Below are 17,153 nucleotides of genomic sequence, written 5' to 3' on the forward strand. Positions count from 1 at the left end.
GATGGAACCGATGCTCGACGAGTTCCGGGCCGTGGTCGAACAGATCACATTCAGCACACCGGAGATCCGGGTTGTGTCCACTGTGGATGGTGATTGGGACACGCCGGAGTACTGGGTGCGGCACGTGCGGGAGACCGTGCGGTTCGCCGACGGCGTGACCACGCTGGCCGCCGAGGGGGTCACCGCGTTCCTGGAGATCGGCCCGGGTGGCGCGCTCACCGCGATGGCCCAGGAAACCCTGACCGCCAACGAGATCCTGGTGCCGGGCCTGCGCAAGGACCGGGCCGAAACCCGCTCGCTGACCGAGGCACTGGGCCGGTTGTTCGTCGCCGGAGTCACCCCGGACTGGACCGCGGTCTTCGCCGGGCACCACGCCCGCCGGGTTGACCTGCCCACCTATCCCTTCCAGCGCCAGCGTTACTGGCTGGACGCGGCAGGTGCCGCCAGGGATGCCGCCGGGATCGGCCAGCAGGCCATGGACCACCCGCTGCTGGGCGCGGCCGTGCTGCTGCCCGAGGGCGCGGGCGCGGTGCTCACCGGCAGGCTGTCCCTGGACGCCCAGCCCTGGCTGGCCGATCACGCGGTCGGCGAGCTGGTGTTGTTCCCCGGCACCGGATTCGTCGAACTGGCCCTGTGCGCCGGTGAGCAGGTGGACAGCCCGGTGCTGGCCGAACTCACCCTGGAGGCCCCGCTGGTGCTGCCCGCCCGCGGCGGCGTCCAGGTGCAGGTCTCGGTCGGCGCGGCCGAGCAGGGCAGGCGCCCGGTCACCGTGCACTCCCGGCCCGAGCACGCCCGCACCGAACCGTGGACCTGCCACGCCCGCGGCCAGCTCAGCGCCGAGACGACCACCCCGACCGTGCCCGGCGACTGGCCGCCCGCCGGGGCGGAAAGCCTTGCGGTGGAAGAGCTGTACGACCGGCTGACCGAGGCCGGACTGCACTACGGGCCGGTGTTCCGCGGCCTGCGCGCGGCCTGGCGGCACGGCGGCGAGCTGTACGCCGAACTGGCCCTGCCCGACTCGGCCAACGCCCGCTTCGGCCTGCACCCGGCCCTGCTGGACTCGGTGCTGCACGTGCTGGCCGCCCAGGGCGAATCCACCGGTGGACCCGGCCTGCCGTTCGCCTGGACCGGCGTGCGCCTGCACGCCACCGGCGCGACCTCCTTGCGCGCCAGGCTGCTCCCCGACGGCGGCGGCGTGCGCCTGCACCTGGCCGACGACAACGGACTCCCGGTGGCCGAGGTCGACTCGCTGGTGCTGCGCACGGTGTCCCCGGAACAACTCGCCGCCGCCAACAACACCACGGACGACGCGCTGTACCAGGTCGACTGGCCGGTGCTGGCCGTCCAGGAGACCGCCGAACCGTCGGTGGCCTGGCTGGGCGACGGCGGTCTCGCCGAACTCACCGAGGTCCCCGACGCGGTGGTGCTGACCGTGCGCGCCGAACCGGGCGAGGTGCCCGCAGCGGTGCGGGCGGCCACCGGCCGGGTGCTGGCGGTGCTGCAGGAGTGGCTGGCCGACGAGCGGTTCGCCGCCGCCCGGCTGGTCGTGCACACCCGGGACGCGGTCTCCGTGGCCGGTGAAGAGGTTCGCGACCTGGCCGGGGCCGCGGTCTGGGGGCTGGTCCGCTCGGCCCAGACCGAACACCCGGACCGGTTCGTGCTGGTGGACGCGGCCGAGCTGCCGAGGGCGGCACTGGCCACCGGCGAACCCCAGCTCGCCGTGCGGGACAACGAGATCCGGGTACCTCGGCTCATCACCGCCACCACCACCGGCGTCGAGTCACCGCGCTGGGACACCGGCGCCGTGCTGATCACCGGCGGCACCGGCGCACTGGGCGCTTTGGTCGCCCGCCATCTGGTCGCCGAACACGGGGCCAGGCAACTGGTCCTGGCCAGCCGACGCGGCTCCGACGCACCGGGCGCGGCCGAACTGGTGGCCGAGCTGGACGCCGAGGTCACCGTCGTGGCCTGCGATGTCACCGACCGGGACGCCCTGGCCGGACTGCTCGCCGACCACCCGGTCACCGCGATCGTGCACACCGCGGGCGTCCTGGACGACGGCGTGGTCGAGTCGCTGACCCCCGAGCGGCTGGACACCGTGTTGCGGGCCAAGGCCGATGCCGCCTGGCACCTGCACGAACTGACCCGCGAGCTGGACCTGACCGCGTTCGTGCTGTTCTCCTCGGCCGCCGGGGTCACCGGTGCGCCGGGCCAGGCCAACTACGCCGCGGCCAACGCCTTCCTGGACGGTCTCGCCGCCCACCGCCGTGCCACCGGCCTGCCCGCCCACTCCCTGGCCTGGGGCCTGTGGGCGGAAACCGGCGGCATGGGCGGCCGGAACCCGAAGGACGGCGTGCGCCCACTGGCCACCCCGGACGCCCTCGCGCTGTTCGACCGCTCGCTCACCCTGGCCACCCCGGCCCCGGTCCCGCTGCGGCTCGACCTGGCCGGACTCCGTACGCGTGAACACCTGCCCGCCCTGCTGCGCGGCCTGGTCCGCACCCGGCGCACCGCCCAGCGCGGCGGCGGCGCGGCGGCCCTGCGGCGGCGACTGGCCGGGCGGGCCCCGGCCGAGGCGCTGGCGGTGCTGGTGGAACTGGTGCGTGGGCAGGTCGCCGCGGTGCTCGGCCACTCCGGCGGGCACGCGGTCGACCCGGAACGCGCCTTCACCGACCTCGGCTTCGACTCGCTGAGCGCGGTGGAACTACGCAACGGCCTCGCTGCCGCCACCGGTCAACGACTGCCGGCCACGCTGGTCTTCGACCACCCCACCGCGGCCGCCCTGGCCGCGCACCTGCACACCGTGCTGGCCCCGGACACCAACGGGCACCACCCGGACACCGAGGAGACCGAGGTCCGCCGCCTGCTCGCGGCCATCCCGGTCAGCCGCCTGCGTCAGGCCGGACTGCTCACCGTCCTGGCCGGGCTGGCAGGCGAGAGCGACACCGCACCGGCGGGCGCGAACGGCGCGCCCTCGATCGATGACATGGACGCGGAAAGCCTGCTGCGCCTGGCGATGGGAGAGTCATGAGCACGCCACCCAAGGAGTTCGTCGAAGCGCTGCGGTCCTCGCTCAAGGAGGTCGAGCGGCTCCGCCAGGTCAACGAGGCGCTGGTCGCCGCGAGCACCGAACCGGTCGCCATCATCGGCATGGGCTGCCGGTACCCGGGCGGCATCAGCTCCCCAGCCGAGCTGTGGCGGCTGCTGTCCGCGGACGGCGACGCCATCTCCGGCTTCCCCGGCGACCGCGGCTGGGACCTGGACGCGCTGTTCGACCCGGACCCGGACAACTCCGGCACCAGCTACGTCCGCGAGGGCGGATTCCTGTTGGAGGCAGCCGAGTTCGACCCGGCTTTCTTCGGCATCTCCCCGCGGGAAGCCCTGGCCATGGACCCGCAGCAGCGGCTGTTCCTGGAGATCTCCTGGGAGGCACTGGAACGCGCCCGGCTGGACCCGACCTCCCTGCGCGGTAGCCGGACCGGGGTGTTCGCCGGGTGCAGCAGCCACGACTACGCCACCGGTCTGCACGAGCTGCCCGAGGCGGTCGAAGGCCACCTGATCACCGGCAACTCGGCCGCGGTGCTCTCCGGCCGGGTCAGCTACACCCTCGGCCTGGAGGGCCCGGCGGTCACCGTCGACACCGCGTGTTCCTCCTCGCTGGTGGCGTTGCACCTGGCTGTGCAGGCGTTGCGCAACGGGGAATGCGATCTGGCGCTGGCCGGTGGCGTCACCGTGCTGTCCACCCCCGGCGTGTTCATCGAGCTGTCCCGGGGTGACGCGCTGGCCAAGGACGGCCGCAGCAAGGCATTCGCCGCCGCCGCGGACGGGGCGGGCTGGGCCGAGGGCGCGGGCGTGCTCGCGGTGGCCAGGCTCTCCGACGCGCGACGCCTGGGTTACCCGATCCTGGCCGTGCTGCGGGGGAGTGCGGTCAACCAGGACGGCGCGTCCAACGGCCTCACCGCGCCGAACGGGCCGTCCCAGCAACGGGTGATCAGGGCGGCACTGGCCAACGCGGGCCTGCGACCGTCCGAAGTGGACGTCGTCGAGGCGCACGGCACCGGCACCGCACTGGGCGATCCCATTGAGGCCCAAGCCCTGCTGGCCACCTACGGGCAGGACCGGGACACCCCGCTGTGGCTGGGTTCGGTGAAGTCGAACATCGGGCACACCCAGGCCGCCGCCGGTGCGGCCGGGGTGATGAAGATGGTGCTGGCGTTGCAGCACAACCGGTTGCCGCGCACCCTGCACGTGGACGCGCCGACCCCGCACGTGGACTGGAGCACGGGCAAGGTCGAGCTGCTCACCTCGGCGGTGGACTGGGCCGAGGGCGACCGGCCGCGCCGCGCCGGGGTGTCCTCCTTCGGCATCAGCGGCACCAACGCGCACCTCATCCTCGAAGCCGCGCCACCGGTCACCGAACCGGAATCAGTGCCACAGCACGGCCTGCTGCCCTGGGTGCTCTCGGCCAAGAACCCGGCCGGACTGCGTGCCCAGGCCGCCCGACTTCTGTCCACTGTGGACACAACGCCGGACCTCGGCGCCGCCGAGATCGGGCACGCGTTGCTGCGTAGCCGGGCCGCCCTGGAACAGCGGGCGGTGCTGCTCGGCGCGGACCGGGCCGAACTGCGGGAGGAGCTGGCCGGACTCGCCGTCGGCCGTCCGACCGCCGAGGCCGTGCAGGGCCGGGTGGCCAAACCCGGTCAGATCGTCTTCGTCTTCCCCGGTCAGGGCGGGCAGTGGGCCGGGATGGCGGTCGAGCTGATGGCCGCCGACCCGGTGTTCGCGGCCAGGATGGCCGAGTGCTTCACCGCGCTGGAACCGTTCCTGGACTGGGATCCGCGCCCGATGCTCGCCGATCCCGTTGCCATGCGCCGGATCGAGGTGCTGCAACCGCTGCTGTGGTCGGTCATGGTGTCGCTGGCCGCGGTGTGGCGGGCACACGGCGTGCACCCGGCCGCGGTAATCGGCAGCAGCCAGGGCGAGGTGGCCGCGGCCTGCGTGGCCGGTGCGCTCTCGCTCAGCGACGGCGCCCGGATCATCGCGCTGCGCAGCCAGTTGTTCGCCGACGAGCTGGTCGGCAACGGCATGGTCGCCTCGGTCGCGCTCACCGCCGAGGAGGTCCGGCAGCGGCTGACCGGCTACCCGGGACTGGTGCTGGCCGGGGTCAACGGGCCGCGCGCGGTCGCGGTGGCCGGGGAAACCGGGCTGCTGACCCGGTTCGTCGAGGACTGCGTCCGGGAGGACGTGCGGGCCCGGATCGTGCCGGACACGGTCGCCTCGCACACCGACCAGGTCGACCCGCTGCGGGCCCACCTGCTCGACGCGCTGTCCCCGGTCCAGCCCACCGACGGCGAGATCGCCTTCTACTCCACCGTCACCGCCGGACCCCTGGACGGCTCGGCACTGGACGCCGGGTACTGGTTCGAGAACGCCCGCAGGCCGATGGCCGTGCGGGACACCTTGCGTGCCCTGCTCGCCGACGGGCACGGCGTGTTCATCGAACTGGGCGCGCACCCGGTGCTGACCACCGCGGTCGCCGCCACCGCCGAGGACTTCGGCGCCGAGGCCGTGGTGGTCGGCTCGCTGCGCCGCGAGGACGGCGGCCCGCGCCGGATGCTCAGCGCGCTCGCCGAAGCCTGGACCCAGGGCGTGCCGGTCGACCTCGCCGCGCGGTACGGCCAGGTGCGGCCGGTGGACCTGCCCACCGCGGCCTTCCAGCGGCAGCGCTACTGGCTGGACAACACCGGCCTGCCGGCGGGATCCGACCCGGTGGACGAGAAGTTCTGGCGTGCGGTGGAACGCGCCGACCTCACCGAACTGGCAGGCACCCTCGGCGTGGCCGAGGACGAGTCCCTGCACCAGCTGGTGCCCATGCTCTCCGCCTGGCGCCGTCGCCGCCGCGAGGACCAGCTCGCCGACGGCCTGCGTTACCGGATCGACTGGCAGCGCGCCGAACCGGCCGAACCCGCGCTCACCGGCACCTGGCTGCTGCTCGCCCCCGCCGGGCAGTCCGTGGACCTGGAACCCTTCGGCGCCACCGTCAGCCGGATCGAGGTCGAGCCCGCCGCCGACCGCGCGACCCTGGCCGACCTGCTGCGCCCGCACACCGAGCAGTCCTACACCGGGGTGCTGTCGCTGGGTGCCGGAGCGGCTGGCACCCTCAGCCTGTTCCAGGCCCTGGCCGACGCCGGGATCGACACCCCGCTGTGGTGCCTGACCCGCAACGCGGTCGCCGTCTCCGCCGAGGAGACCGCCGACCCGGTGGCCGCCCAGGTCTGGGGCCTCGGCCGGGTCGCCGCGGTGGAGGAACCCCGCCGCTGGGGCGGCCTGATCGACCTGCCTGCCGAGGACACCGATCGCCTGCTCGCCGCCGCACTGTCCACAGTGGATGGTGAGGATCAGATCGCGCTCCGGCCGGGCGGGATGTTCCTGCGCAGGCTGGTCCGCGCCACCACCGGCCCGGTCAACCCGGACGCCTGGCGGCCCACCGGTACCGTGCTGGTCTGCGCGAGTGATCCGGACAAGGGCGCGGCCATCGCCGCCTGGCTCACCGACCAGGGCGCGCGGCCGGTCACCCTGCCCGCCCCCGCCGACCGGGAAACCCTGGCCGCACTGGTCGCCGAACACGGCCCGGTGCGCGCGGTGGTGCACGACGTGCTCCGGCTGGACCTCACCCCCCTGGCCGAGCTGACCCCCGAGCGGCTCGCCGAGGTGGTCGGCGCCACCGCCGACAGCCTGGCCTGCCTGGACGAACTGCCCGACCTGGACGCGGTGCTGTGCTTCTCCTCCATCGTCGGCATCTGGGGCAGCGCCGAACACGCCGCGATGGCCGCCACCAGCGCCTACGTGGACGCCTTCGCCGGCACCCTGCGTCAGCGCGGGATCAGGGCCACCGCGGTGTCCTGGGGCCTCTGGCAGCCCGGCGGGAACGCTTCTGCCGCCGGGGAACGGGTGCGCGGGCACGGGGTCAACGTGCTCAGCGCCGAGGTCGCCTTCACCGCACTGCGCCAGGTCCTGGACCGCGACGAGATCAACCCGACCGTGGCCGACCTGGACTGGGCCCGGTTCGCGCCGGTGTTCACCGTGGCCCGCCCCAGCCCACTCATCGCGGCCATCCCCGAGGTCCGGCGACTCGCCGAGGCAGCAGCCGAGGGTGGCGGATCCGCGCTGCGCCAACGGCTTTCCGGACTGGCCGCGGCCGAACAGCACCGGGTGCTGCTGGAGCTGGTGCGCACCGAGGTCGCCGCCGCCCTCGGCCACCAGGGCAGTGCCGGGATCGCCCCGGACCGGCAGTTCAAGGAACTCGGCTTCGAATCGCTGACCGCGGTCGACCTGCGCAACCGGCTCGCCGCCGCCACCGGCCTGCGGCTGCCCACCACCCTGGTCTTCGACCATCCCACCGCCACCGCGCTGGCCACCCACCTGCGGGCTGAACTGCTGCGCGAACCCGCCACCGCGACCGCACCGGTTCGGGCCGCGGTGGACTCCGGCGACCCGATCGCGATCGTCGGCATGGCCTGCCGCCTGCCCGGCGGCATCACCGCCCCGGAACAGCTCTGGCAGCTGCTCGCCGAGGGCCGGGACGCGATCTCCGGCTTCCCGGCCGACCGCGGCTGGGACCTGGCCGCCCTCGCCGACGGCGGCTCAGCCACCCAGCAGGGCGGATTCCTCTACCAGGCCCCGGAATTCGACGCCGCCTTCTTCGGCGTCAACCCGCGCGAGGCCGCTGCGATGGACCCGCAGCAGCGGCTGCTGCTGGAGACCTCCTGGGAGGTGTTCGAGCGGGCCGGGATCGACCCGAAGTCGTTGCCGGGCAGTGCGACCGGGGTGTTCGTCGGCACCAACGCCCAGGACTACGCCACCGGCGCCTACCAGGCCCCGGACGCCGACGCGGGCTATGTGGGCACCGGCAGCGCGGCCAGCGTGCTCTCCGGCCGGGTGGCCTACACCCTCGGCCTGGAAGGCCCCGCGGTCACCATCGACACCGCCTGCTCGGCCTCCCTGGTCGCCCTGCACCTGGCCGCCCAGGCCCTGCGCTCCGGCGAATGCGATCTCGCGCTGGCCGGTGGCGTCACCGTGATGGCCACCCCCGGCATGTTCGTCCAGTTCAGCAGCCAGCGCGGCCTCTCCGCCGACGGCCGCTGCAAGGCCTTCGCCGCCGAGGCGGACGGCACCGGCCTTGGCGAGGGCGCGGGCGTGCTGCTGGTGGAACGACTCTCCGACGCACAACGCAACGGGCACGAAGTCCTGGCGGTACTGCGGGGGAGTGCGGTCAACCAGGACGGCGCGTCCAACGGACTCACCGCGCCGAACGGGCTGGCCCAGCAGCGGGTGATCCGGCAGGCACTGGCCAACGCCGGCCTGCGACCGTCCGAAGTGGACGCGGTCGAAGCCCACGGCACCGGCACTGTCCTGGGTGACCCGATCGAGGCATCCGCGGTGCTCGCCGCCTACGGCCAGGACCGGGACACCCCGCTGTGGCTGGGTTCGCTCAAGTCCAACCTCGGGCACACCCAGGGCGCGGCCGGGGTCGCGGGCGTGATGAAGATGATCCTCGCCCTGCGGCACAACCTGTTGCCACGCACCCTGCACGTCACCGAACCCTCCCCGCACGTGGACTGGTCCGCCGGATCGGTCTCCCTGCTCACCGAACCGGTGGCCTGGCCCGAGAACGGCCACCCGCGCCGGGCCGGGGTGTCCTCCTTCGGCATCAGCGGCACCAACGCGCACGTGATCATCGAGCAGCCGCCCGCCGTCCCGGTCACCGAACACGTCACGCAGCCGGGCGTCACCCCGTGGCTGCTCTCCGGCCGGACCCCCGAAGCCCTGCGTGCCCAGGCCGGGCAGCTGGCCGAGTTCCTGGCCGAGCGGCCCGAACTGGACCCGGCGGACATCGGCTACTCGCTGGCCACCACCCGCTCGGCGTTCGAGCACCGCGCGGTGCTGGTCGGCGCGGACCGGGCCGAGCTGGACCAGGCCCTGAGCACAGTCACCGGCGAGGCCGCGGCCAGCCCGGTCGCCGGACGACTGGCCTTCCTGTTCTCCGGCCAGGGCGCGCAGCGACTCGGCATGGGTCGCGAGCTGTATGACGCGTACCCGGCCTTCGCCGAGGCGTTCGACGCGGTGTGCGCTGAGCTGGACCCCGAGCTGCGCACGGTGATCTGGTCGGACGCGGAACGCCTGGGGCAGACCGAGTTCACCCAGCCCGCGCTGTTCGCCGTCGAGGTCGCACTGTTCCGGTTGATGGAAAGCTGGCAGCTGCACCCGGACTTCGTGCTCGGCCACTCCATTGGCGAGATCGCCGCCGCGCACGTGGCCGGGGTGTTCTCGCTGGCGGATGCCTGCCGTCTGGTTACCGCGCGCGGCCGGTTGATGCAGGCGCTGCCCGAGGGTGGCGTGATGGTGTCGGTGCGGGCCGGGCTGGACGTGGTCGAGCCGCTGCTCACCGACCTGGTCAGCGTGGCCGCCGTGAACGGGCCGGAGTCCGTGGTGATCTCCGGCGCCGAAGCCGAGGTCCTGGCCATCGCGGAAACCCTGACCGCACAGGGCATCAAGACCAAGCGGCTGCGGGTCTCGCACGCCTTCCACTCCCCGCTGATGGACCCGATGCTCGACGAGTTCCGGACTGTGGTCGAAGGCTTGTCCTTCACTCAGCCGGAAATCCCGATCGTGTCCACTGTGGATGGCGATCCGGCGACGGCGGAGTACTGGGTGCGGCAGGTGCGCGAGCCGGTGTCGTTCGCCGACGGCATTCAGCGACTGGCCGCTGAGGGCGTCACCGCCTACCTGGAGGTCGGACCGGGCGGCACCCTCACCGCACTGGCCCAGGAAAACCTCACCGCGGGCGAGACCGTGGTGCCCGGACTGCGCACCGACCGGGACGAGCCGCGCGCGCTGCTCGCCGCCCTCGGCGGCCTGCACGTGGCCGGACTGCCGGTGGACTGGACCGCGGTGTTCGCCGGTCGCGGCGCGCGGCGGGTCCAGCTGCCCACCTACGCCTTCCAGCGCACCAGGTTCTGGCCCGCCGCGGGCGCACCCGCAGGCGACGCCGCGGGCTTCGGCGTGGAGTCGGCCGAGCACCCGCTGCTCGGCGCGGCGGTCGCGCTGCCCGACTCCGGCGGACTGGTGCTCACCGGCAGGGTCTCGGTGGACACCCAGCCCTGGCTGGCCGACCACGTGGTCGGCGAGAGCATCCTGTTCCCCGGCACCGGTTTCGTCGAACTGGCCCTGCACGCGGGCGAGCGGGTGGACTGCCCGGCCCTGGCCGAACTCACCCTGGAATCCCCGCTGGTCCTGCCCGAACGCGGCGCCGTGCAACTCCAGGTGGCGGTGTCCGCACTGGAGGACGGCCGACGCGCGCTGAGCGTGTACTCGCGCCCGGAACGCGCCGTGACCGCGGACGCCTGGACCTGCCACGCCCGCGGCCTGCTCACCACCGACACCACCACCCCCGCGCCCGAGGCGGACTGGCCACCGGCCGACGCCGAACCGGTGTCCCTGGACGGGCTCTACGACCGGTTCGCCGAGGGCGGCTTCGGCTACGGCCCCGCCTTCCGCGGCCTGCGTGCGGTCTGGCGACGGGACACCGAGGTCTTCGCCGAGGTCGAACTGCCTGAGGCGGCCAACCCTGCTGGCTTCGGCCTGCACCCCGCCCTGCTCGACGCGGCCCTGCAGAGCGCCGCGCTGACCGGGGGAGCCGAACGCGCGCAACTGCCCTTCGCCTGGCGCGGGGTGCGCCTGCACGCCACCGGCGCGACCGCGCTGCGGGTCCGGCTGTCCCGGCCCGCCGAGGACACCGTGTCGCTGACCGTGGCCGACCCCGGCGGCGCCCAGGTCGCCTCCATCGAGGCCCTGGTCTCCCGGCCGGTCTCGGCCGAACACCTCGCACTGGGCCGGGGCGGCGTGCACGACTCGTTGTTCCGGATCGACTGGACCGAGGTCTCCGGACCGGAACCCGCCCCGGTCACCGCGGTCTGGCTGGGCGAGCACGGTCTGGCCGAACTCACCGACATCCCGGACGTGGTGGTGCTGCCCTGCACCACCGACCCGGACGCCGACGTGCCGACCGCGGTGCGCGCCGCCACCGGTCGCGTGCTCGGCGTGCTGCGCGACTGGCTCGCCGAGGACCGCTTCGCCGCCGCCCGCCTGGTCGTGCACACCCAGGGCGCGATCTCCGTTGCCGGAGAAGGGGTTTCCGACCTGGCCGGGGCCGCGGTCTGGGGCCTGGTCCGCTCCGCGCAGGCGGAGAACCCCGGACGCTTCCTGCTCATCGACGCCGACGACACCGCGGCCCTGCCCGGCGCGCACACCGTCAGCGAACCCCAGCTCGCGGTCCGCTCCGGCGCCCTGTACGCACCCCGGCTCACCAGGGTCCCGGCGCCGGCCGAACCGGAAACCCCGGCCCGGCACGGCACCGTGCTGGTCACCGGCGGCACCGGCGGCGTGGGCGCCGAGCTGGTCCGGCACCTGGTCGCCGTGCACGGGGTCAAGCACCTGGTGCTGGCCAGCCGCCGCGGCCCGGACGCGCCCGGCGCGGCCGCACTGTCCACACTGGACGCCGAGGTGCGGATCGTGGCCTGCGATGTGGCCGACCGCGCCGCGCTGGCTGGGCTGATCGACTCGATCGACCCGGCGCACCCGCTCACCGGCGTGGTGCACGCCGCCGGGGTGCTCGACGACGGCGTGATCGGCTCGCTCACCCCGGAACGCCTGGACACCGTGTTGCGCCCCAAGGCCGACGCGGCCTGGCACCTGCACGAGCTGACCCGCGACCTCGACCTGTCCATGTTCGTGCTGTTCTCCTCGGCCGCGGGCGCCATGGGCGGGCCCGGCCAGGGCAACTACGCCGCCGCGAACGTCTTCCTGGACGCCCTCGCCGAACACCGGCACGCCGCTGGCCTGCCCGCCCAGTCCCTGGCCTGGGGCTGGTGGGCCGAGGCCGGTGGCATGAGTGGTGACCTGGACGGCACCCGGCTGACCAGGGACGGCATCGCGCCACTGACCAACGCCGAGGCACTGACCCTGTTCGACACCGCCCTGCGCCTGCCACTGCCCGCCCTGGTCACCACCCGGCTCAACCTGGCCGCACTGCGACCGCTGGCCACCGCCGGGATGCTGCCGCCGTTGCTGCACCGGCTGATCCGGGTCCGCCGCAAGGCCCAGCAGAGCAGCGCGGACACCGCCACCCTGCGCGCCCGGCTGCGCACCCTGCCCGAGGCCACCGCAAGGGAGGAACTGCTGGACCTGGTCAGCCGCCAGATCGCCCTGGTACTCGGCCACGGCGGCAACGCGGCCATCGCCCCCGCCAGCGCCTTCAGCGACCTCGGCTTCGACTCGCTCACCGCGGTCGAACTGCGCAACGGCCTGACCACCCGCACCGGCCTGCTGCTGCCGGCCACCCTGGTCTTCGACTACCCGACCCCGCTGGCCCTCGCCGAACACCTCTTCGTCGAACTCCTTGGCGGACAAGAGGATCCGGTCACCCCGGTCCGCCGGATCCGGGCGGCCGACACCGAGCCGATCGCCATCATCGGCATGGCCTGCCGCTACCCGGGCGGGGTGGGTTCACCCGATGACCTGTGGCGACTGGTCGCCGCGGGCGAGGACGCGATCTCCCGGTTCCCGGAGGACCGCGGCTGGGACGTGGCCCGCATCTACGACCCCGAACCCGGCCTGCCCGGCCGCACCTACACCCGCGAGGGCGGATTCCTGCACCAGGCCGCCGAGTTCGACGCCGCCTTCTTCGGCATCAACCCGCGCGAGGCCCTCGCCATGGACCCGCAGCAACGACTGATGCTGGAGACCTCCTGGGAGGCGGTCGAGCACGCCGGCATCGACCCGAAGTCCTTGCACGGCAGTCAGACCGGCGTGTTCACCGGCGTGATGTACCACGACTACGGCAGCCGGATGATCACCGTGCCCGACGGCCTGGAGGGCTACCTCGGCACCGGCAACTCCGGCAGCGTGGCCTCCGGCCGGATCGCCTACACCCTTGGCCTGTCCGGCCCCGCGCTCACCGTGGACACCGCCTGCTCCTCCTCGCTGGTCACCCTGCACCTGGCCGTGCAGGCCCTGCGGTCCGGCGAATGCGACCTGGCGCTGGCCGGTGGCGTCACCGTGATGTCCACCCCCAGCCTCTACCTGGAGTTCAGCCGCCAGCGCGGACTCGCCGCCGACGGCCGCTGCAAACCCTTCGGCGCGGGTGCGGACGGCACCGGCTGGTCCGAGGGCGCCGGTGTGCTGCTGGTGGAACGGCTTTCCGACGCCGTCCGCAACGGGCACCCGGTGCTGGCCATTGTCAAGGGCACCGCGGTCAACCAGGACGGCGCGTCCAACGGCCTCACCGCCCCCAACGGCCCGGCCCAGCAACGGGTCATCCGGCAGGCACTGGCCAACGCGGGCCTGCGACCGTCCGATGTGGACCTGGTCGAGGCGCACGGCACCGGCACCGTGCTGGGCGATCCGATCGAGGCGCAGGCCCTGCTGGCCGCCTACGGGCAGGACCGGGACACCCCGCTGCGACTGGGGTCGATCAAGTCCAACCTCGGCCACACCCAGGCCGCGGCCGGGGCCGCCGGGATCATCAAGGTGGTACAGGCCCTGCGGCACAACCAGTTGCCGCCCACCCTGCACGCCGAGGAACCCTCCCCGCACGTGGACTGGTCCGCGGGCTCGGTGGAACTGCTCACCAAGGCGGTGGACTGGCCGGAGAACGGCCGTCCGCGCCGGGCCGGGGTGTCCTCCTTCGGCATCAGCGGCACCAACGCACACGTGATCATCGAACAGCCGCCCGCGGCCACCGAACCGACACCGGCCGCCCCGGCACTGGTGCCGTGGGTGATCTCGGGCGCCACCGAGGACGCCCTGCGCGCCCAGGCCGACCGGTTGCTGTCCACTGTGGACGACGATGTGGTGTCGGCCGGGTACTCGCTGGCCACCGGCCGGGCCGCACTGTCCTGGCGGGGCGTGGTGCTGGGCGCCGACCCGGCCGAGTTCCGGTCCGGACTCAGCGCGCTGGCTGGCAGGGAGGCCGCCGCGAACGTGCTGCTGGGTGAGGTACGACCGGGCAAGCTGGCCTTCCTGTTCTCCGGCCAGGGCGCGCAACGCCTCGGCATGGGCCAGGAGCTGTACCAGACCTTCCCGGTGTTCGCCGCCACCTTCGACCAGGTCTGCGCCGAACTGGATCCCGAGCTGCGCACGGTGCTCTGGTCGGACGCGGACCGCTTGGGACAGACCGAGTTCACCCAGCCCGCGCTGTTCGCCGTCGAGGTCGCGTTGTTCCGGCTCCTGGAGAGTTGGGGCGTGCGCCCGGATCTGCTGGCCGGGCACTCCATCGGCGAGGTCGCCGCCGCGCACGTGTCCGGGATCCTGTCCCTGCCGCACGCGGCCAGGCTGATCACCGCCCGCGGCCGCCTGATGCAGGCGCTGCCCACCGGTGGCGTGATGGTGTCGGTGCGCGCGCCACTGGCCGAGATCGAGCCACTGCTGACCGGACTTGCCGCGGTGGCCGCGGTGAACGGCCCGGACTCCGTGGTGCTCTCCGGCGCCGAGGCCGAGGTGCTGGCCATCGCCGAAACCCTGGCCGAGCGCGGACACAAGACCAAGCAGTTGCGGGTCTCGCACGCCTTCCACTCCCCGCTGATGGACCCGATGCTCGACGAGTTCCGGACCGTGGTCGCCGAACTCTCCTTCGCCCAGCCACGGATTCCCATCGTGTCCACTGTGGAGGGTGACCCGGCCACGCCGGAGTACTGGGTGCGGCACGTCCGGGAGGCCGTCCGGTTCGCCGACGCGGTGCGCGGACTGGCCGAGCAGGGCGTGACCCGGTTCCTGGAGGTCGGCCCGGACGCGGTGCTCGCCGCCATGGTCGAGGACTGCCTGGACCAGCCCCCGGTGGTCGCGGCCACCGCCCGCCGGGACCGGGACGAGCCGCGCACCCTGCTGACCGCCCTGGCCCGGCTGCACATCGCCGGGGTCCCGGTGGACTGGGCCGCCTTCTTCGCCGGACGCGGCGCGCGCCGGGTACCGCTGCCCACCTACGCCTTCCAGCGCGAGCGCTACTGGGTGGACCTGGAACCACCGCAGCAGGCGGACACCGCGTTCTGGGACCTGGTCGAGCAGGGCGACCTCGGCTCGCTGGCCGCCCAGCTCGACGTCGAGGCACCCGCACTGGGCGTGGTGCTGCCCAAACTCTCCGCCTGGCGCCGCCGCCACGCCGAGGACTCCCGGGTCGACGACTGCCTGTACCGCATCACCTGGCAGCCCCTCGGCCCGGTCACCGGCGGCTCCCTCACCGGCACCTGGCTCGTGGCCGCACCCGCCGGAATCGACCTCCCATGGGCGGCCGAACTGCGCACCGCACTGCAGGCGCAGGGCGCGGAACCGGTCTGGCTGGAACTCGACCAGGACACCGACCTGGCAGCCCGACTCCACGAAACCGGTCCACTCGCCGGAATCCTGTCCCTGCTCGCCTTCGACGAACGCACCAAGCCCGGCGCCACCGCCGTCTCCCGGGGACTGGACGCCACCATCACCCTGGTCCAGGCCCTCGCCGGAGCGGGCCACGGACCGCTGTGGTGCCTCACCGGCCAGGCAGTGTCCACAGTGGAGGGTGAGTCCGCCGATCCCGCGCAGGCCCAGCTCTGGGGCCTCGGCCGGGTGGTCGGACTGGAGTACCCGCAGGACTGGGGCGGCCTGCTCGACCTGCCTGCCAACCCGGACCAGGACACCCTGGCCCAGGTCGCGGCGGTGCTCGGCGGCGCCCTGCCCGGTGAAGATCAGGTCGCCCTGCGCGCCACTGGCGGCCACGCCCGCCGCCTCGAACACGCCCCGCCCCGGCCCGCCGCGGTCTGGACGCCCGGCGATGGCGCGGTGCTGGTCACCGGCGGCACCGGCGCGCTCGGCAAACACCTGGCCCGCTGGCTGGCCAATGCGGGTGCCCGGGAACTGTTGCTGGCCAACCTCCAGGGCCCGGACGCACCCGGCGCCCAGGAACTGTGCGCCGAACTCGCCGAACTCGGCGCCAAGGCCACCGTGCTCGCCTGCGATGTCGCCGACCGGGACGCGGTGTCCGCACTGCTCGCCGCGCACCCGGTGACCGCGGTCTTCCACATCGCCGGACTGCTCGACGACGGCGTGCTCGGCTCCCTCGACACCGAGCGGTTCGACCGGGTGCTGCGGGCCAAGGTGCTCGGCGCACTGCACCTGGACGAGCTGACCAGGGAGCGCGAACTGACCGCGTTCGTCACCTTCTCCTCGATCGCGGGCGTGCTCGGCTCGCCTGGCCAGGGCAACTACGCCGCCGCCAACGCCGCCCTGGACGCCCTCGCCGCCCGCCGACACGCCGACGGCCTGCCCGCCACCACCGTGGCCTGGGGACCGTGGGCCGGTGGCGGCATGGCCGAACACGTGCTCACCGGCGAGGACGGCCAGCCACTCGGCCGCCGCGGCCTGCTCGCGCTGCCACCGGGCCTGGCCCTGGCCGCACTCGGCCGGGCACTGGGCCGGACCGAGCCCGCGCTGATGGTGGCCGACATCGACTGGCCCCGGATCGCGCCGCTGTTCAACCTGATGCGGCCCAGCCCGCTGATCGAGTCCCTGCCCGAGGTGCTCAGGCTCGCCCCAGCCACCGGCGCGGCCGAGGACCTGGTCCGCGACCTCGCCGGACTCGACCCGCTCACCCGGCGGCAGCGACTCCTGGATCTGGTGCGGCGCAACACCGCCGCCGTGCTCGGCCTGCGTGACGAACAGGCCGTGCCACCCGGCCGGGCCTTCCAGGAACTGGGCTTCGACTCGATGACCGCGGTCGAACTGCGCAACAGCCTGGACAGCGCCACCGGCCTGCGACTGCCCGCGACCCTGGTCTTCGACCACCCCAACCCGGAAGCCCTGGCCGGACAACTGGCCGCGGAACTCTTCGGCGAGGGCGGACAGGGGCCATCGGTCCAGGCCGAACTCGACCGGCTCGCCGCGACCCTGGCCGCGACCAGCGTGGACGAGACCGCGCACCGCGCCATCGGCGCCCGGCTGCGCGAGCTGATCGGGCAGTGGAACGCCAAGGGAGACAACGACCTGGCCACCGAGCGGCTGGACGCGGCCTCGGACCAGGAGATGTTCGAGTTCATCAGCGAGGAGTTCGGGATCTCATGACCGAC

2 protein-coding genes (1 of these 2 only partly in view) are annotated in these 17,153 nt (G+C 73.8%); both read left to right on the forward strand.

What is annotated here, in order from left to right; genetic code table 11:
* Window positions 1–3,031, forward strand: partial view of a type I polyketide synthase gene (locus tag HNR67_RS44670; protein ID WP_246492568.1) — the 3' end only. 26,315 nt of this gene lie to the left of the window's left edge; the window shows 3,031 of its 29,346 coding nt (coding positions 26,316–29,346); the start codon falls outside the window, past its left edge; the stop codon is at window positions 3,029–3,031.
* The gene (locus HNR67_RS44675) at window positions 3,028–17,148 is read left to right on the forward strand and encodes a type I polyketide synthase (protein ID WP_246492569.1); all 14,121 of its coding nucleotides are present in this window, start codon (window positions 3,028–3,030) and stop codon (window positions 17,146–17,148) included. Before HNR67_RS44670 ends, HNR67_RS44675 begins: the two co-directional genes overlap by 4 nt.
* Window positions 17,149–17,153 lie beyond the last annotated feature (5 nt).

The sequence above is a fragment of the Crossiella cryophila genome (assembly GCF_014204915.1).
Lineage (GTDB): Bacteria > Actinomycetota > Actinomycetes > Mycobacteriales > Pseudonocardiaceae > Crossiella > Crossiella cryophila.

Bases quoted from the DNA above. Each gene is read 5' to 3' on its own strand.
- HNR67_RS44675 (WP_246492569.1), top strand. From the start codon at position 3,028: ATGAGCACGCCACCCAAGGAGTTCGTCGAAGCGCTGCGGTCCTCGCTC.